Annotated in this window: 17 protein-coding genes and 1 pseudogene; 6 read left to right on the top strand and 12 right to left on the bottom strand. The window is 59.4% G+C overall.

Going from position 1 to position 17,706, the window contains the following annotated elements; all coding sequences use genetic code 11:
• Positions 1–93 precede the first annotated feature (93 nt).
• The 11 genes and pseudogenes from FFI87_RS12160 to htpG form a co-directional block, all read right to left on the bottom strand.
• Complete coding sequence (locus FFI87_RS12160; protein ID WP_222430035.1) at positions 94–819, bottom strand: hypothetical protein; 726 nt, start codon at positions 817–819, stop codon at positions 94–96.
• A 344-nt stretch (positions 820–1,163) separates the two neighbouring features.
• Positions 1,164–3,065: an endonuclease NucS domain-containing protein gene (locus FFI87_RS12165; protein WP_186381700.1), complete on the bottom strand. Its 1,902-nt coding sequence runs from the start codon at positions 3,063–3,065 to the stop codon at positions 1,164–1,166.
• A 378-nt stretch (positions 3,066–3,443) separates the two neighbouring features.
• Positions 3,444–4,424 carry a restriction endonuclease gene (locus FFI87_RS12170; protein WP_261378229.1) on the bottom strand — a complete coding sequence of 327 codons (981 nt, stop codon included), beginning with the start codon at positions 4,422–4,424 and terminating at the stop codon, positions 3,444–3,446.
• Positions 4,425–4,568: 144 nt separating this feature from the next.
• The gene (locus FFI87_RS12175; RefSeq protein WP_138847371.1) at positions 4,569–5,162 is read right to left on the bottom strand and encodes a tyrosine-type recombinase/integrase; all 594 of its coding nucleotides are present in this window, start codon (positions 5,160–5,162) and stop codon (positions 4,569–4,571) included.
• Between the two features lie 192 nt (positions 5,163–5,354).
• On the bottom strand, positions 5,355–6,692 hold the full coding sequence (locus tag FFI87_RS12180; protein ID WP_138847370.1) for a hypothetical protein: 1,338 nt from the start codon (positions 6,690–6,692) through the stop codon (positions 5,355–5,357).
• Between the two features lie 486 nt (positions 6,693–7,178).
• Entirely contained in the window at positions 7,179–7,586 is a 408-nt protein-coding gene (locus FFI87_RS12185; RefSeq protein ID WP_138847369.1) for a hypothetical protein, read from the bottom strand.
• A gap of 40 nt (positions 7,587–7,626) precedes the next feature.
• Positions 7,627–8,169 (bottom strand): DNA-deoxyinosine glycosylase, encoded by a 543-nt coding sequence (locus FFI87_RS12190; protein WP_138847368.1) that lies wholly within the window; start codon positions 8,167–8,169, stop codon positions 7,627–7,629.
• Entirely contained in the window at positions 8,138–8,725 is a 588-nt protein-coding gene (locus FFI87_RS12195; protein ID WP_138847367.1) for a hypothetical protein, read from the bottom strand. The genes FFI87_RS12190 and FFI87_RS12195 overlap by 32 nt, the downstream gene beginning before the upstream one ends.
• Positions 8,726–8,892: 167 nt before the next feature.
• Positions 8,893–9,051, bottom strand: a pseudogene (locus FFI87_RS12200) (DNA-deoxyinosine glycosylase); the annotation flags it as partial.
• The gene (locus FFI87_RS12205; RefSeq protein ID WP_138848469.1) at positions 9,003–9,584 is read right to left on the bottom strand and encodes a chorismate--pyruvate lyase family protein; all 582 of its coding nucleotides are present in this window, start codon (positions 9,582–9,584) and stop codon (positions 9,003–9,005) included. The gene FFI87_RS12205 and the pseudogene FFI87_RS12200, both read right to left, overlap by 49 nt.
• Before the next feature lie 8 nt (positions 9,585–9,592).
• Positions 9,593–11,491: a molecular chaperone HtpG gene (gene htpG / locus FFI87_RS12210; protein WP_012364385.1), complete on the bottom strand. Its 1,899-nt coding sequence runs from the start codon at positions 11,489–11,491 to the stop codon at positions 9,593–9,595.
• Positions 11,492–11,762: 271 nt separating this feature from the next.
• On the opposite strand from htpG, the gene FFI87_RS12215 reads away from it, so the two are divergent.
• Together FFI87_RS12215 and FFI87_RS12220 are read left to right on the top strand one after the other, a co-directional pair.
• Positions 11,763–11,984, top strand: coding sequence for a hypothetical protein (locus FFI87_RS12215; protein WP_138847366.1), 222 nt, complete (start codon positions 11,763–11,765; stop codon positions 11,982–11,984).
• A complete protein-coding gene (locus FFI87_RS12220; RefSeq protein ID WP_138847365.1) occupies positions 11,972–12,370 on the top strand; it encodes a hypothetical protein in 399 nt (132 codons plus the stop codon). Before FFI87_RS12215 ends, FFI87_RS12220 begins: the two co-directional genes overlap by 13 nt.
• Positions 12,371–12,483: 113 nt before the next feature.
• Here FFI87_RS12220 and FFI87_RS12225 read toward each other — a convergent pair whose 3' ends face one another.
• Positions 12,484–13,950 (bottom strand): PLP-dependent aminotransferase family protein, encoded by a 1,467-nt coding sequence (locus FFI87_RS12225; RefSeq protein ID WP_138847364.1) that lies wholly within the window; start codon positions 13,948–13,950, stop codon positions 12,484–12,486.
• A 231-nt stretch (positions 13,951–14,181) separates the two neighbouring features.
• Between FFI87_RS12225 and FFI87_RS12230 the strand changes: the two genes are divergently transcribed.
• The 4 genes from FFI87_RS12230 (at position 14,182) to FFI87_RS12245 (ending at position 17,694) form a co-directional block, all read left to right on the top strand.
• Complete coding sequence (locus FFI87_RS12230; RefSeq protein WP_138847363.1) at positions 14,182–14,874, top strand: VOC family protein; 693 nt, start codon at positions 14,182–14,184, stop codon at positions 14,872–14,874.
• A 64-nt stretch (positions 14,875–14,938) separates the two neighbouring features.
• On the top strand, positions 14,939–15,847 hold the full coding sequence (locus tag FFI87_RS12235) for a DMT family transporter (protein ID WP_138847362.1): 909 nt from the start codon (positions 14,939–14,941) through the stop codon (positions 15,845–15,847).
• Positions 15,848–15,998: 151 nt separating this feature from the next.
• On the top strand, positions 15,999–17,192 hold the full coding sequence (locus FFI87_RS12240) for a PLP-dependent aminotransferase family protein (RefSeq protein WP_138847361.1): 1,194 nt from the start codon (positions 15,999–16,001) through the stop codon (positions 17,190–17,192).
• Positions 17,193–17,235: 43 nt separating this feature from the next.
• Positions 17,236–17,694 carry a RidA family protein gene (locus tag FFI87_RS12245; RefSeq protein WP_006478174.1) on the top strand — a complete coding sequence of 153 codons (459 nt, stop codon included), beginning with the start codon at positions 17,236–17,238 and terminating at the stop codon, positions 17,692–17,694.
• Positions 17,695–17,706: the final 12 nt, after the last annotated feature.

A 17,706-nucleotide genomic window follows, 5' to 3' on the forward strand; every position in this document is an offset into this window, starting at 1 on the left:
GTAGCTCCCACCGTCGCCGCTCAGGCAACGCAACCCCATCGTGGTCACACGTAATTGGCGTGCCCTTGCCCGGAGCCAAAAATCTAGCCTGAGCTATCCGCCGCTACCAACATCATCCGATTGATCCGCGGAACCAACGTCATTGAATACGAATTGCGTCTCCCCGAGCGTGACCACGGTTGGAATGCCGCGCTTCAGGAGTTCCATGCCCAAATCAGCCGGCATTGCGGTACCGTCCGGCTTTAGTGAAGCGTAAACGTCTAGGCCACCGTAAAAGCACAAACGCATAGCGTAGAGGCCGAACCGATCCTCTTCTGTTACCTGATAAAAGAAGACCCCCGGGTTTTCCCCAAACTTCGGCTTGCCATCAAGCTCAATCTCCATCTTCCGCTTTACAAGTCCTGCAAACGCCCTAGCGTTCTTCTCCTCTGGATAGAGGTAGCCCAAATGCACACGAACCTCCCCCCTAAAAGACATGCCGAAGTGATGCGTGTGCAAACCGCGAACAATGTACTCGAAGCAACGACGTAGTCTTTCAGCATCAGGCGTCCCCCAAATCACGTCGATGAACTTGTTTGGTTCGACCTCAACTACAAACACGTGCTTCTTCTTGACGAACACCTCTTCAAGTAAACGATTCGCACTACGGCGAACTGCTTTGTTAACCTTGCCGAACTTGTGTCGATAGCCAATCGAATTATTTCCAATAATCCCGGCAAGGCTGACCATCAAGAACTCGTCATCGTGCGACTTCGCCGAATTATGCAGATCGCATGACGGCACCGTGATTAGGTTGTGCCGGTAAAGCTCACCATCCATGTCTTTGCCTTCCGGGAACAAACAGCGCGGAGGCACATGTTCACGAGAGGTGGGGGGCCTTTCACACATGTAGCAACAATCCATGACGATAATCTCTCACAATATGGTTCCGATAGCGCGCCACGCCACAATACACCAAGGCTTGCCGAGCCAATAGGGTCGACAATCACCGAACGTGCCATTGAATACATGTTCCACTAGGTATGGCTTCTTGCGCTTCTACGCATTGCATCGACCAGATTTAATATGCGATCGAATTCTTGATGTTTTGGTCAATTTGACACCCAAACAAGCGGCTAGCCGTCACTCACGGTCCTGCCGCATGCCCCCTGTACGTTACCGGGCTATCCGGCCACCTTTAGCCAAGCATCGGCATGCCGTAGATACAGTTGACCAACACCCAGCCCCAGCCCTTTGCCTTGGGTTACGAAGCAATCCCCGCACATACAGGCCCACGCTCCACCGGCGCTCTGAACGGCGCCGTCAACCATGTACTTTTCTTCAGAAAGCGGGCAACTGCATATATCGCATTCCTCTGGAGGATTTCCAAAGAACTGCTGCTCTTGAAGACCACGCGTCAAATCGGCCATACCATCCAAAATCAATTCCGTCGAACTCGAATCGAATATTCCATTGCTTTCTCTTGGCGCAATCTTTCCGACAATCACATTCACCAGCTTCGCATTCTTTTCAAAATACTCGTTGGCCAAACCGATGAAATGGACTTCATCGGCACTTCGCCACCGATCATCGCGGAATGAAAAGAACTTTCTTTCCTTAATTTCGAAACGAAAAGATCGATAGCTAGCACCAAAATCCTCAACGATGTCAGCATCACGCGACTCGTATCCTCCCCATGTCATCGTCATCAGCAAGCCATCTAAACGGCCATCGTAATACTTGTTCAGCAATTGCTTAAACGTCAGAGCCGAGCCGTTTGCTTGCAATGCCCCGAAGTACATACGACTAGGCTCTGGATTATGGACGATAACATGGTACGTCGGGAGGAAAAGAAGTCCCTCTTCGCGTGTCGCAACTAAATACGGGGTGAAGATCCCAGTGGCAGGATTGAAAATTGACACCTTAATATCCGCTTCCGGGAATTCGCGCTCAATGTCCTCTAACGCACGAAGGACATGGCTTTTCCAAGCAGGATTCTGATCAAGGCATCTTGCAATATCAGTTCGTGCCGCGGCCATATGTGCACGATTCGCGACATTGAGTGTTCTTTTAAACCGCTGGCCTGTCGCCCCATCTTCTCCTCGCACTTCCGAAATGATGTCGTCATCAGTGAGCAAGGTATTGCGCTCAAACATGCCATAGCGACGCACCACTTCCACATTGCACTGGTCTCCATCGAGATACTTCGAAAATTTAGCGGGATACCCAATCTCGTAATGATCATTGTCCGGGCGAGGCTCAAGGGCCGAGACCGATTCGTTCAAGTACTGAAGCGCTTCCTCATCGTCCATACCGCCCAGCACGTTATCCGCCTCTTCCAACGCGCTGGCGTCACGTTTCAAAATAGCCATATATTGACTCGCCGACAACGCATGCATCGCGAAATAGGCTATGTACCCGTATGTGGGTAGCACCTCAGCACCCGGTCTCACGCTTAGTCCCTGCATAGTCGCGATCTGCATCAGCGACGCGCGCATCTTCGCCTGATGTTCCGAATGAATAGGCTTTGGAGGCCGCAAAACGATAACAATATAATCGACAATACCCTTGGCTTGACAACAAGCATCTATAGACGCAAGCCCTTTTTTCAACCCATCTTCATCTGAATACCAATTCACATCGTGCCAAGGCGCGATGAATCGGCCTTGCGACATCGGCAAGACCGGGACACGAGTTACGCTAATATCATCCACCTCATCTACGTGTATCTGGAGGCCAGTGACAGACATTGCCGTATCCGTCGCAAAGCGAGAAAACGGAACAGTCAGCTCTTTCCACTCCGTAGATGCCACAAACACTCGAATCTCGTCGTCACGTGCACCGAAATGTTGTTTAACTCCCTCAACATACTTGTGAATTTCGTGGATCGCATCACGTGCTGCGGCGTTACTTCGCTTTAATTCAATAAGCACATGATGACCATCGCGATCTCTAGCATATAGATCTATATAGCTCCTCGTACCCAACAAATTGGGGATATATTGTTCTTTGTTCAGGAGAGTTAATCCGGATTCGAGCACCGAAACATCCCTAGCAATCAGATCACGAAGTTCTGATTCACTCATTGTCCTTCCCGTCATAGAAGTCATCACCCGATCTACACGTTGTCAACAGTATGCCAGCCCGACAAGAAAGATTGCTCATGAGACCGACGTCAATAGATCAGACGGCCTGTGTGAGGCGGGATCCGGCTCGGAGCATCACAGCAACAATACAGATGTAGCACAGAATAGGATGATTCGTCTTGTGCCGGGCAGTTGCGACTCTTCTGTTGTTCTCGTGCTTCGATTCGTTTCCTGTCGACCGAAGTCATTCATATGCAGATGTACTCTTGATGTTTTGGCTAATTTGACATCACAAAGCGACCGCGCAACCGCTCACGTCAACCCCGTCGCCGCTTTAACTGTCGCCCTCCGAAAGCAAATTTTCAAAAAACTTGTCCATCAAAGAGTATCGGCATAAAGAACGTTGAGTGGCGAGGGCTCAGGTGACCAAATACCGGAGGTCGTTTTGACGTATGACTGGCACAGCGATACGATTTTTTGCTCTGCCCCGAACTTGAGTGTCGATCGTTGTACTTCCGTCAAAGTTTCAATAGCTGAAGAACAAAAACCGGAAGTCGATAGATACAACCCGCCGTCAACCTCTTCATTCACAATGACGTTCAAAAAATCGCTGACAGCCCCCGTTCCAACTCGGGTTCCACATCGCCAGTGCTTCACCTCGACATAGTATGTGTGCTCTTTTGCAGCGATCCTGCACGTAAGGATGAGGTCTTTGCCGCCGTCCTTGCTGCCCGGCGTCAGTTCAATGCCAAATCCCAGTCCTTCGAAGGCTTCAGCGAGCAGGCGCTCCATCTCTCGCCACTCGATCTCATCGAGAGTCCTCGGATCGAGTGCGATCATATTGATCAATTCACGACTGAAGCCTCTTCTAATGATGTCGACCTGCGACAACTCCATCGCCGGTACGTCCTCGGCCCGGCGTAGCCAGGAACGGAGTCCGTCTAAATCGAGCAACTCCAGGCCCACCGGCGCACTCGCGCGCACTCTTTCGCGCGCGGTGTAAGTGAACCGCGCATTTGTGACCAGCATTGCACGAGGTATCCCACGGCTCGCCGTTGTACCAAGGAGCCTTCGGACAACATCCGTACCGACAGCGCTCTGCTGGTAGTGCTTGTATTCGATCGCGATTTCGTCTGATCCCCGTACCCCTTTCGCCTCTCGACGAGCGATATAGTCAAATCCCTCGTCGGCGCGACCACTGGTAGACTCGATTGCATAGCCTTCCTCTCGAAGCAACGGCTGCAAGATCTGCCCCAGGACGCGCTCGGCGTCTTGCGGGCGTAGCGCGTTTGGTCCAGTGGCTTCTAGCTGACGAATTGAAATTCGAAGATTTTGGCGCTCGTCTTCTGTCATTGTCATAAGCTGGCTCGGGCTCGCGGCGTTTCCGCTTTTCCGTACATGAAAGATGGTCAAAGTGTTGGTCGAAGCAGCCGCATAGCAAACCAACGTTCGGCACTCAACCGACGATATCATCGACCAATCGAATTAGTGGAAGCACAAAAATCACATGATATCTGCACTGATCTGTTTCAGTCTGACCGGATTGTCTTCGACATAGCGAGCCGTCATCGCAATCGACGCATGGCCCATCAATGTCGATACGGCCTTGATGTCCACCCCCTTCTCAATCAAGACCGTCGCAAACGTGCGACGACCCGAATGGCTCGATGCGCCCTGCAATCGTGCCTTAGAGTACATGCGCTGGAAAAGCTGTTGCAGCGTGTTCGGCGTGAACTGACCATCCTTCTGCGAACGGAACAGCGGCGCATCGTAGTTGAACAGGATGCCTTCGACGCTTCGTCGTTCATCGAGATAGTCCCGAATCGCATCGGCAACCTTCGGGTTCGTCAGATAGGCGTGGCGCTGTTTCTTGCCCTTCGTCATCGAACCATCGAGGTCGATTTCGTCCAGCAGTTTCCCACCGTCATCGAGCACATGCCGAATGCGAAGCGATGCCATCTCTTTCGCACGCAGCCCGAGTCCGAACGAACAATAGAGAACCGCGACGTTTCGCGTCGCATGGGCTTCCTTCTTCACTAAGTTGACGACACGACGGAACTCCGAATCGGAGAGCACTTTCGCCTGCCCCTCTCGCATCGAACACCTCAAAATGTTTAAAAATTTCGCTATCCGAACAATTTATAAACATTATATCCAGCCTCGATGGGATCGAACACTGGCAGGCTGGCTTCAGGGTTTGGAATGTTTACTTCTTGTATTTCCTAAACATTCTCGAACGGCAGTTCAAAAAAAGTTTCCCGCCGATCCGCTCACAAGGACAGCGACGACTCAATGCACCGGATGGATCGTTTCCCACAACGTCACGGCCCCAATAACAACGGAAATAATAGTCAAAGCTATAATTGATCTCTGGATCTTTATATTCGTTATAGTTTGAGATAGATCGCTACTGACCGAAAGAAGCGACTGCAAAAGATTTGCTTCACGAAGCAATTGCTGCGCGCGGCTACGTTGCCCCGATCGAAGCGCATTCAACAGGTAGAATTTTTGTCCGCGCTTGGCACTTTCCACATTCTCAAAATTCAAAACATCGAAGCAAAAATCTGAATCAGATTGCGCAAAATCGTCGGCGTCGTGTGCAGACGTAACAATGTCATAGAACTTCGTGCGGACGAGATGTCGAAGTCGCTTCAGGTCTCTAACTGTTCGATGTGAATGATCGATGGCCGACTGATCTCTCAATTCTGACAACTGTTCATGGTAACCATCCAGTAGACAGGACAACGCCCATCGCACCGCAAGTTGCGCAATTTTTTCGTGCGTCCGATACGCAATAGTCCAATTTGATTCCGGCTCTCGATACATCGCATTGATGGGAAAGGCATTCTTGCGAGAGCAAGCAAACGTGAGACGCATACTTGCATCATCCCAAGACCGAGATAGGAAGAGCCTCACGTTCGGCCACTCGTCAGACCGCCACGCATCAAAAAAATTATTCAACCCTATACCATCAAATGCTGCATGATACCGAGTTGCCTCACTCGAAAATTCCGTCTTTTCCGTTACAAATAAAATTGCAGATGGAAGTGGCTTCCCTCGTATTCCCGACGAAAATATTCCCGGAAGACTCTCTCGCACCCATCGAGCACAAGCATCCTCCTGTACATCAATGCACAACGCAACCGCATTACGCTGTTGATTCATTGGATTATGAATTGTTCTCGAGAATTTTATATCCCCTCCAAACAAAACATACGATATGATATTCCACCAACGAAAGCTCGAATGAGTTTCAACGTGGGTGGCATAAGAGTGGTGAAGTGGTTTATTAATCCTTGCCGCGAACTCATCATCCAGAATGAAACTCATCACCATCGCGGTGATACTTGGCGTCAAGGTCATTAATGTTGGGAATGCCGCGCGTACCCCTACTGGCAGATCGGCGGTGCGCTCTTGCATCAAATAATGCTTAGCACCCTTTGCCCCAACCAACCCCAAATTGATCGATCCAGCACTGCGGCCTTGTCGAACCTCATTCGCCCACTTCAACAGATCGTCAGACCGCGTTCTACCATGCTCCCACCCTAACCCTCTAATCCCCTTGAGTAGCCCGTTGATCTGCGAAGGCGTATACAGCTCCACTATCGTAATGACTGGAATCTGCACGACTTCATCGTCAGGAAGGCGAACGCGATCATTCTGTGCTTGATCACTGCTCCTCCAATCATCACCCTCCCCGTCTTGGATGAATTGGCGGCAATGACCAAGCCGTTGCCAAACTGACCATTTAGAAAATATTCTACGAACCCGTTCTCTGACAGTCCCGATACCATTCGACTCCCGGATGTCCTTCGATGACGATTTCATCTCATATGGTCCGATTCTTGATTCGCTTTATTGTGCCCCATATTTTTTCCAAGCGGTACAGGGTACGGTATCGGAAAGAGAGGCGTGAGCCAAGCCGCCCGGGTCGCCGCCAGGGACGGGCGGGCGGCTGGCTGGACTGGTCAACTCAGGCCGTTGCCAGACGCCGCCCTGGATGGTCCGTCCCGAGGTGTACATTTTTGCAGTCGCCCCCTCAGATAGCTGTTCGTTTTGTTAGAAGCACTATCCTCACCAGTGGCGGCAAAAATGTACACCCCGCAGGCGGGCTCATGCCTGCCCGATTTCCTCGACTGCTGCCCGAACCTGTGGCGATTTCGAAAGCTCGCTGACTTTGTCGTGGTCCACGATAAAACGAGGGTTTCTCTTCTTGCGTTCGCGTTTGATCTTGAGGCCGAACTCGCCCAAGACCTTATTGAACACCCTCAACCGATCCTCTTCGAACACGTCCGGCATGAAGCTCGTTTCGAGATACATGTTCATCTTCTCCATATGTGCGCGAACGTAGTTCGAAACACTAGCGAGCTGCTCCAGACTGACCTCCGTTGCATTGGCGGACGTCTCAGCCCTGAAGCGCGATGTCGCATCCCGGTACGGGCGCGAATCGCGCTTTTGCATCGATTTGGCCTCTGCAAAATCACGCACAAGCGCCCGTTGACGATCAACACGACGATACACCTCAGCGATATCAATGCCCGATGCTCGTCGAGATTTCGGACTAGGTCACACTCACCGGCCCGAAATCCGCCCCGGGCGCTTGTTCATTCGAGAACAGCCAACGACGAAGCTCCCGCCACGCCGATAGCTTTGTCGAGTACGGAAGCGCGGCATACGCTGGACTGCTCGATGGAAGCCCGACAATTTGATATCGCTCCGCATGCACACCGAGTGCACGTAAACCTATCGCCTTGGCCTTCCCGCCGTTGAACGCAATCACTTCGAGCTCAGGCAGCGTATCGATCAACGCGATAAGGTCATTGCTCGCATGGTCGCGAATACTGCTATCGAGACTACCGGTACGTCGAGCCTCGGCGACAACGTCCCACAGGCCGATGTGGCATTCCAGCAGCGTGCGAAGCCGATCGGCATAGTTCATATCGACTACGTTCTGCCCGACCACATCGCCGACGAGCAACCAGAACCGATTTTGCTTGTGTGCGTAGTATTGGTTGTGCGCGAGCGATACTTCGCCAGGCAAGCTGCCGAGAATCAGCACGCGCGTGTTGAGGTCAACGACCGGAGGGAAGCAACGTTTCATCATCGCGATTCGCCTCTTCGTTTACAACACCGTGGATTGCCGACCTGACTTTTTGCGAACGTGCCGAATCCGTCTCCATAACCTGTCCTTGCCGAACGGTTCGGCTGATGCCGTTGCGCAGATGCGCAATGAAGTATCGTGCAGATCGATCCGGTTTGATGGGTAGCTGCGTAAGATAGTCGTCGATCCGGCCATTGTCGAAACCTCCTGACTGCAACTGACTACGCAACGCGTCGATCTCATCCTGAGCGAGCATGGGGCCACCAGGAAACAGATCGAGTCGACGAACGACCTTTTGCACCTCGCCAAGCATCCGAAAACGCAGACGCAGCTTTTCTTCGAGATCGGATTCCTTCGATCCCAGTTGCTCCATCAGCTGACTCAGCATCTCAAGCGACACCTGTTCGTCCCGGCTGGTATTCGTCAGGATTTCGACCTCGCTTTGCAGGGCGAGCCGCTGCTTCTTCAAGTCGTTGACCTGCGCCTCCACGTCACGCAGGCGTTGTATCAGGATCGGCATATCGCCACCTGCCTCGATAGCGTTTAACAGATTCGCCATCTTGGTCTGCGCCTCCTCAAGCATTGCATTGCTTGCGGACAATCTGGCTTTTTTTCGGAACGAGCGTTGTCCGCCGACGTGTCCCCGAGGACGTGAGATAGATCCAGTTCACGGGTGAATTCGATAAACTCCGCTTCCAAGTTTCGAATGTTGTACGATCCAATCTTGCGCGGATGCGCGTAGTACTGCGCGGCATCGAGCGACGCCTCGCCTGGAAAGCTGCCGAGAATCATCGTGTGCGTATTCGGCCCGACGACCGGCGGAAAACCTTGCAGCATCACGCGGCTCCGCGCGGCCCGTCGCCATGCGCATCGAGATGGCGCCACAGCGCGGGCAGCATGCACTCGGTGACCATCAACGGCTTGCCGAGCCGCTGGAACACCGAGCGCCGCGCGACGAACGCGTGCGGCGCCCGCGCACCCTGCAACGCATGGCTTGCGAGCGCATACAGCGGATGACCGGCGATCACGCGCCGGCTGACGAGCGCCGAGCGCTCGACCTGCGGATCGCTGTACAGCAGCTCCGCGAGCGGCCGCGTGCGCAACCGCCGCATCGCCTGCCATACCCCCTTGCTGGCCGCGAGCGGCGCGATGCTGTGCGCGGCGACGTACGGCGTGCCGTCGACCGACAGGATCACCTCGCGCACCCACATCGGCGCGCGCGGCGCACTGTCGAGCGCGTCGGGCTCGTCGAACCACGGACAGTCGACGGCCTCTCGCGTCACGCGCACGCTCACGCGGCCGAGCCGCGCGAGATGCGCGGTCAGCGAACCGCCGCGCGTCAGCCAGTCGCGCTGGTCGAGCGTGCAGCCGGGCCGGGGCGTTGCGCGCCAGCCCGCCTGTGCGCCGTCGAATCGAATCCGCTTGCTCACGCAGCGCGCGACAGCAGCAGCGCGTTGGTCCGCTTCACGAAGCTCGCCGGATCGTCGAGCATCCCGCCTTCGGCCAGCAATGCCTGGTCGAACAGCAGATGGCACCAGTCGCCGAAATTGGCGCTGTCGGCGTTCAGCTGCTTCACGAGCGCGTGCTCCGGGTTGATCTCGAGGATCGGCTGCATCGCCGGCGCGTTCTGACCGGCCGCCTTCAGCATCCGCTGCAGGTAGCCGCTCATGTCGTTGTCGTCCGCAACGAGGCACGACGGCGAATCGGTCAGGCGGAACGTGACGCGCACTTCCTTCACCTTGTCGCCGAGCGCTTCCTTCATCTTCTCGACGACCGGCTTGATCGCCTCGCCCGCCTGCTCCTGCGCCTTCTTTTCCTCGTCGTTCAGCTCGCCGAGATCGAGATCGCCGCGGGCGACGCTCGCGAGCGGCTTGCCGTCGAATTCATGCAGGAACGACAGCATCCATTCGTCGACGCGATCGGTCAGCAGCAGCACCTCGACACCCTTCTTGCGGAACACTTCCAGATGCGGGCTGTTCTTCGCGGCCTGCCACGTATCGGCGGTCACGTAGTAGATCTTGCTCTGCTCCGGCTTCATGCGCGACACGTAGTCGGCGAGCGACACGTCCTGCGCGTCCGTGTCGCCGTGCGTCGACGCGAAGCGCAGCAGCTTCGCGATGCGCTCGCGGTTCGCGTGATCCTCGCCGAGGCCTTCCTTCAGCACCTGGCCGAACGCGCTCCAGAACGTCTTGTACTTCTCCTTGCCGGCATCCTCTTCCGCGTTCGCGAGCTCCTCGAGCATCGACAGCGCGCGCTTCGTCACGCCTTCGCGGATCGCCTTCACGTCGCGGCTTTCCTGCAGGATTTCACGCGACACGTTCAGCGGCAGGTCGGCCGAATCGACCACGCCCTTCACGAAGCGCAGGTATTGCGGCAGCAGCTGCTCGGCGTCGTCCATGATGAACACGCGCTTCACGTACAGCTTCAGACCGCCGCGGTAGTCGCGGTTCCAAAGATCGAACGGCGCGTGCGCCGGCACGAACAGCAGCTGCGTGTATTCGCTGCGGCCTTCGACGCGGTTGTGCGTCCACGTGAGCGGATCCTGGTGGTCGTGCGCGACGTGCTGGTAGAACTGCGTGTACTGCTCGTCGGTGATGTCGCTCTTCGAACGCGTCCACAGCGCGCTCGCCTGGTTGACGGTCTCGTCCTCGTCCTTCAGGACCATCTCGCCCTTTTCCTGATCCCACTCTTCCTTCTGCATCAGGATCGGCAGCGCGATGTGATCGGAATACTTCTGGATGATCGACTTCAGGCGGTGCGACGACAGCAGCTCGTCCTCGCCTTCGCGCAGGTGCAGCGTGATCGTCGTGCCGCGCTGCGCGCGCTCGATCGCGTCGATCGTGAAGTCGCCCTCGCCCGCGCTTTCCCAGCGCACGGCTTCGTTCGCCGGCAGGCCGGCGCGGCGCGTCTCGACGGTGATCTTGTCCGCGACGATGAAGCCCGAGTAGAAGCCGACGCCGAACTGGCCGATCAGCGCCGCGTCCTTCTGCTGGTCGCCGGACAGCTTCGTGAAGAATTCCTTGGTGCCCGAGCGCGCGATCGTGCCGAGGTTCGCGATCGCCTCGTCGCGGCTCATGCCGATGCCGTTGTCGTCGATCGTGATCGTGCGGGCGGCCTTGTCGAAGCCGATGCGGATGCGCAGGTTCGGATCGTTCTCGTACAGCGCGTTGTCCGCGAGCGCTTCGAAACGCAGCTTGTCGGCCGCGTCGGACGCGTTCGACACCAGTTCGCGCAGGAAGATTTCCTTGTTGCTGTAGAGCGAATGAATCATCAGGTGGAGGAGTTGCTTGACCTCTGCCTGAAAGCTCATCGTTTCGTGTGCCATGAATAGATTTCCTCTGACTTGAACTTGATGGGGCCCCCGCCCATGGCCATGCCGGACGGGTTTGCGCGCTCATTTGGGGATGAATGATTCGATTTCAAGAGATCTCGGCCGGTGCCGGCAAGCCGATGGCACACGCCGCATGCGCGGCTGACGTAGCCGGTGCCGATCCGCAGAGATTCGAACGCGTCCGATGTTTCCGCGGATGGAAATTTGCTCAAATGCCATACGCGCCCCGGGTCTGGCCGCCCGGCAACAGAGTTCGACAACAGACATGTTACGCACACTGAATCCCAGTATAGGTACGTTGCGCCCAGGGCAAGTTTTGAAATACCGGAAGGCGGCGATGCGCAAAGTCATCACGGGCTGGAAGCCAATGACTACAGCAAATGTTGGTCGCCTGTACAACACGAAAGCACCCGACACATACGCGAAAAAGCTCGACCATGCGCTTGCGACGATTCAGCAGGTCAAGGAGCCGGTATGCACGCCGTGAGAATTGCCCAGGGATTGAGTCTCGTTACCGCGCTGCTGGCAAGTGTTGCACAGGCCGGCAACCAGCCGCTTACAGGAGCGTTCGTCGGTCACGGCCGGCAATGCGATGGCCAACTTCGTGTGGCCGAAAAAACGATCGAATGGCACACGCCTTTCGCCAATTGTACGAAGCGCCCCTATCGAGTGATTGAAAGCGATCTGACTGCGACCACGCCGAAAATCGCCTTCTTGCTAGAGGGACGAGCCTGTGGTTTCGGCGTGATATCGCTGACTTTCGATCCGGCTTACCCCGATTACTGGATCGCAAAGGGTTACAGAAACCTGGATGGCTACAAGCGCGATAGCGCGGATGCGTTAAGTTGCAGCATGGTGCGCCTGAAGCAGTAACGCGCGACTTGCGGCGTAGCGGCAAAGCAACCCGAATCCACTCGAAGCGTGCTCCAGCCATGGAGTGATCCCTTTGAAGCACATCCCCACCCCGTCGGCGCGCGCGGCGGGACTTATCCCCCCGTTCCGCGCCTCGACACCGCCCCCAGATACTCGCCGAGAAATGGCGCCAGCGCCGGATCGCCGCAGTTCGCGACGTTGAAGCGCGTCCAGGTGGACGGCGACTGCTGCGGCGAGAACAGGCTCCCCGGCGTCAGCAGGAAGCCTTCTTCGTGCGCGGCGGCCGCGAGCGCGTCCGAATCGACGCCCGTGTCGGCCCACAGGAACATCCCGGCCGCCGGCATCGCGAACAGCCGCAGCCCGGTGCGCTCGAGCATCCGCGCGGTCTTGTCGCGCACGCCGTCGAGCCGCGCGCGCAAGCGCTCGACGTGGCGCCGGTAATGCCCTTCGGTCAGGATTTTGTAGAGCACGCGCTCGTTGAGCTCCGGCGTCGTCATCCCGACCAGCATCTTCTGGTCGGTGATCGCCTTCGCGATCTCCGGCGCGCAGGCGACATAGCCGACCCGCAAATTCGCCGCGAGCGTCTTCGAATAGCTGCCGAGGTAGATCACGCGCTTCAGCTGGTCGAGGCTCGCGAGTCGCGTCGCCGGGTAGCTCGGCGGGCACAGGTCGCCGTACACGTCATCCTCGACGACGAGAAAGTCGTACGCCTCCGCGAGCTTCAGGATCCGGAACGCCTGCGCGGCCGACAGCGACGTGCCGGTCGGGTTCTGCAGCACCGAATTGATCACGAGCATCTTCGGCCGCCACATCTGCACGAGCGTTTCCAGCGTGTCGAGATCGGGGCCGTCGGGCGTATAAGGCATGCCGACGAGCTGCGCGCCCTGCGACGCGAAGCGGCCGAACATCTGGAACCATGCGGGATCGCCGACGATCACCGCGTCGCCCGGCTGCACGTAGATGCGCGAGATCAGGTCGATCGCCTGCGTGATGCCCGACACCATCACGAGCTGCTCGGGCTTCGCGCCGATCTCGACTTCCGCGAGCCGCGTCTGCAGTTGCTGGCGCAGCGGCAAAAAGCCCTGCGGCGTGCCGAAGCCGAGCATCTGGGCGCCGGACTGGCGCCCGAGCGCGCGCAGCGAGCCGGTGATCAGCTCGCCGTCGAGCCAGCGGCCCGGCAGGTAGCCGAGACCCGGCCCCTTTTCCGGGCTGGCGGTATGCAGCATGTTGCGCAGCAGCCAGACGACGTCGATCGTGTTGTGCACCGGCGCGGCTTCCGCCACGCGCGCCACGTTGTCGACCGGCTGCGGACCGACGGCCGTGCGCTCGCGCACGTAGAAACCGGAGCCGCGCCGCGAATCGAGATACCCCTGCGCGACGAGCCGCTCGTACGCCTCGACGACGGTGAAACGCGACACGCTCTTGTCGAGCGCGAGCTTGCGGATCGACGGCATGCGCATGCCGGGCCGGAACACGCGCTCGTCGATGCGGCGCCGCGCCCACTGGACAAGCTGGTCGACGAGCGTGAGCGTGGCCGTATCGTGCGGCGCGGGAATCTGGGCGAGAGGGACGGTGGACACGGGGCTGGCAACTCCAACTGTACCGAAGGCTATCGCGCCGATTGTACCGTTACTGTGCCGGTGCGGACGATTACAGTTGACCTCGAATGGCGACGTGCGGCCGCCGTTCCGGCCCGCCCGCACGCGGTGCCGCACCGCCCGGCGCGCGGCGCGGCACAGCACGGCCCGGTGCACCGGCCGGTCGCGCCCCCGTCCGCCCACCATGACACTTTCGCTTCCCGACCGACGTTCATGCCAGCCCGTTCCCTGACCCTCGACCATCTCGTGATCGCCGCGCGCACGCTCGATGAAGGCGTGCGCCATGTCACCGACGCGCTCGGCATCGAACCGGCCGGCGGCGGCCGCCATCCGCTGATGCGCACCCATAACGCGCTGTTCGGCGCGTGGGGCGGGCTGTACCTCGAAGTGATCGCGATCGATCCCGACGCACCGGCCATCGGCGACGACGCCACGCCGCCGCGCGCACGGCTGTTCGGCCTCGACGACCCGGCGATGCACGCCCGGCTCGCGCAGGGGCCGTTTCTCGCGCACTGGGTCGCGCGTGTCGACCGCCCGCGCCAGCTCGCGCTGTGGCAGAGCCAGTACCCGGCGCGCATCGCGCCCGTCGTCGCGATGCGCCGCGGCGACCTGAGCTGGGGCCTCACGGTGCCTGACGACGGCGCGTTCCCCGCATGGCAAGGCGCCGGCGACGGCCTCGTGCCGTCGCTGATCCAGTGGGACAGCCCGCGTCATCCGGCCGAATCGCTGCCGGACAACGGCGTCGCGCTGAAGTCGCTCAAGGGCGTCCACCCGCGTGCGGACACGATCCGCGAGCAGCTCGACTGGCTCGGCGTCGGCCATCTGCTCGACGTCGAAACCGGCGACGGCCCGCCCGCGCTCGTCGCGGAATTCGACACGCCGCAAGGCGCCCGCACGCTGCGCTGAGCGCCGGCCGCCCCCTCGATTACACGAACCCCGCCAAACCCGGCAATACGGAGACACCCAGTACATGAATTCGCGCGAAACCCGGGGCATGCTGCTCGGCCTCATCGGCGTGATGATCTTCAGCCTGACGCTGCCGATGACGCGTATCGTCGTCTCCGAACTCAATCCGCTGCTCAACGGGCTCGGCCGCGCGCTCGCCGCGTCGGTGCCGGCCGGCCTGCTGCTGTGGTGGCGCCGCGAACGGCTGCCGACGCGCGCGCAACTGAAAAGCCTGGCCGTCGTATCAGCCGGCGTGATCATCGCGTATCCGGTGTTCTCCGCGTGGGCGATGAAAACCGTGCCGGCGTCGCACGGCGCGGTCGTCAACGGCCTGCAGCCGCTGTTCGTCGCGCTGTACGCGGCGTGGCTGTCGCACGAGCGCCCGTCGAAGGCGTTCTGGGCCAGCGCGCTGGCGGGCAGCGCGCTCGTGATCGCGTTCGCGCTCCGCGACGGCGGCGGCACCGTGCAGGCCGGCGACGCGCTGATGCTCGTCGCGGTCGGCATCGGCGCGCTGGGCTATGCGGAAGGCGCGCGCCTCGCGCGCCAGATCGGCGGCTGGCAGGTGATCTGCTGGGCGCTCGTCGTGTCCGCGCCGTTCCTCGTGCTGCCGGTCGGCTGGCTCGCATGGACGCAGCACGTCTCGCATCCGGCCCCGCTTGCGTTGCGGACGTGGCTCGCATTCGGCTACGTGACCCTTTTTTCGCAATTCATCGGCTTTTTCGCGTGGTATGCGGGTCTCGCGATGGGCGGGATCGCGCGCGTCGGCCAGGTGCAGCTGCTGCAGATATTCTTCACGATCGCCTTCTCCGCGCTGCTGTTCGGCGAGACGGTGACGCCGTCCACGTGGCTGTTCGCGGCCGCCGTGATCGCGACCGTGATGCTCGGCCGGCGCTCGGCCGTGGCCACGGCGCCGCGTGCTGCTCGCGCCGGTTGATGAGGTGCGCCATAATGTTTGTTTTGCCAGAACGGTTTTGCCCACCCGGCCGCGACGGCCCGATCGTGCTCCCGCATGCCTACCCGGCCGCGTCGACGCAATCTGCCCGATCGACCTTTCTTGACTGACCCGATATCCGAACGAGGAGACTATGAATCCGACCGACCTGCATCCGCCGCATTGGCAGCTTTCCGAACGCGCCCGCAAGCTGACGAGCTCCGCGATCCGCGAGATCCTGAAGGTCACGGAACGCCCCGAGGTCATCTCGTTCGCAGGCGGCCTGCCGGCTCCGGCGACGTTCCCGGCCGAACGCATGCGCGCCGCGGCCGACCGCGTGCTGCGCGATGCGCCCGCCGCCGCACTGCAGTACAGCGCGACCGAAGGCTACCTGCCGCTGCGCGAATGGATCGCCGAGCGCTACAGCGTGCGCGTGTCGCAGGTGCTGATCACGACCGGCTCGCAGCAGGCGCTCGACCTGCTCGGCAAGGCGCTGATCGATCCGAACAGCCCGATCCTCGTCGAAACCCCGACCTACCTCGGCGCGCTGCAATCGTTCTCGCTGTACGAGCCGCGCTACGTGCAGGTGCCGACCGACGAGCAGGGCCTGTTGCCCGAAGGCCTCACGCCCGAGCTGACCCAAGGTGCGCGCCTGCTGTACGCGCAGCCGAACTTCCAGAACCCGACCGGCCGCCGCCTGCCCGTCGAGCGCCGCCGCGCGCTCGCCGCGTTCGCGCAGTCGAGCCCGTTCCCGGTGCTGGAAGACGACCCGTACGGCGCGCTGAACTACCAGGGCGAGCCGCTGCCGACGATGCTGTCGATGGCGCCGGACCACATCGTGCACCTCGGCACGTTCTCGAAGGTGCTCGCGCCGGGCCTGCGGATCGGCTACATCATTGCCCCCGAAGAACTCCACTTCAAGCTCGTGCAGGCCAAGCAGGCCACCGACCTGCACACGCCGACGCTCACGCAGCGCATCGCGCACGAAGTGATCAAGGACGGCTTCCTCGACGAGCACATCCCGACGATCCGCCAGCTGTACGGCGCGCAATGCGAAGCGATGCTCGCGTCGCTGGCACGCCACATGCCGGAAGGCGTCACGTGGAACCGTCCGGAAGGCGGGATGTTCATCTGGGTGAACCTGCCCGCGCAGATCGACAGCATGAAGCTGCTCGCCACGGCCGTGGACAACCACGTCGCCTTCGTGCCGGGCGCGCCGTTCTTCGCGGACGATGCTCAACAGAACACGCTGCGCCTGTCGTTCGTGACGGTGCCGCCCGAGAAGATCGAGGAAGGCGTCGCGCGGCTCGGCAAGCTGCTGCGCGAGCGCCTCTGCGAGCGCCTCTGATCCCGCTTTTTCCTGTCACGACTCTCTACGAGGAATCGAACGCATGGCTAACGTCTACGACAAACTGAAGTCGCTCGGCATCGAGCTCCCGACCGCCGGCGCACCGGCCGCCGCCTACGTGATGAGCGCGCAAAGCGGCAACACGGTCTACCTGTCGGGCCACATCGCGAAAAAGGACGGCAAGGTCTGGGCCGGCAAGCTCGGCGCGGATCTGCAGACGGAAGACGGCAAGGCGGCCGCCCGCTCGATCGCGATCGACCTGCTCGCGACGCTGCACGCGCACACCGGCGACCTGAACAAGGTCACGCGCATCGTGAAGCTGATGAGCCTCGTCAACTCGACGCTCGACTTCACCGAACAGCACGTCGTCACGAACGGTGCGTCGGAACTGATCGCGGAAGTGTTCGGCGACGCGGGCAAGCACGCGCGCTCGGCGTTCGGCGTCGCGCAGATTCCGCTCGGCGCATGCGTCGAGATCGAGCTGATCGCCGAAGTCGCGTAACTCACGTCACGC

The sequence above is a fragment of the Burkholderia sp. KBS0801 genome (assembly GCF_005937855.2).
Classification (GTDB): domain Bacteria; phylum Pseudomonadota; class Gammaproteobacteria; order Burkholderiales; family Burkholderiaceae; genus Burkholderia; species Burkholderia ambifaria.

Excerpts from the sequence above, each read along its gene's own strand:
- FFI87_RS12160 (WP_222430035.1), bottom strand. The coding sequence starts at position 819 with ATGGATGGTGAGCTTTACCGGCACAACCTAATCACGGTGCCGTCATGC.
- FFI87_RS12165 (WP_186381700.1), bottom strand. The coding sequence starts at position 3,065 with ATGAGTGAATCAGAACTTCGTGATCTGATTGCTAGGGATGTTTCGGTG.
- FFI87_RS12170 (WP_261378229.1), bottom strand. The coding sequence starts at position 4,424 with ATGACAATGACAGAAGACGAGCGCCAAAATCTTCGAATTTCAATTCGT.
- FFI87_RS12175 (WP_138847371.1), bottom strand. The coding sequence starts at position 5,162 with ATGCGAGAGGGGCAGGCGAAAGTGCTCTCCGATTCGGAGTTCCGTCGT.
- FFI87_RS12190 (WP_138847368.1), bottom strand. The coding sequence starts at position 8,169 with ATGATGAAACGTTGCTTCCCTCCGGTCGTTGACCTCAACACGCGCGTG.
- FFI87_RS12195 (WP_138847367.1), bottom strand. The coding sequence starts at position 8,725 with ATGGCGAATCTGTTAAACGCTATCGAGGCAGGTGGCGATATGCCGATC.
- htpG (WP_012364385.1), bottom strand. The coding sequence starts at position 11,491 with ATGGCACACGAAACGATGAGCTTTCAGGCAGAGGTCAAGCAACTCCTC.
- FFI87_RS12215 (WP_138847366.1), top strand. The coding sequence starts at position 11,763 with ATGTTACGCACACTGAATCCCAGTATAGGTACGTTGCGCCCAGGGCAA.
- FFI87_RS12220 (WP_138847365.1), top strand. The coding sequence starts at position 11,972 with ATGCACGCCGTGAGAATTGCCCAGGGATTGAGTCTCGTTACCGCGCTG.
- FFI87_RS12230 (WP_138847363.1), top strand. The coding sequence starts at position 14,182 with ATGCCAGCCCGTTCCCTGACCCTCGACCATCTCGTGATCGCCGCGCGC.
- FFI87_RS12235 (WP_138847362.1), top strand. The coding sequence starts at position 14,939 with ATGAATTCGCGCGAAACCCGGGGCATGCTGCTCGGCCTCATCGGCGTG.
- FFI87_RS12240 (WP_138847361.1), top strand. The coding sequence starts at position 15,999 with ATGAATCCGACCGACCTGCATCCGCCGCATTGGCAGCTTTCCGAACGC.
- FFI87_RS12245 (WP_006478174.1), top strand. The coding sequence starts at position 17,236 with ATGGCTAACGTCTACGACAAACTGAAGTCGCTCGGCATCGAGCTCCCG.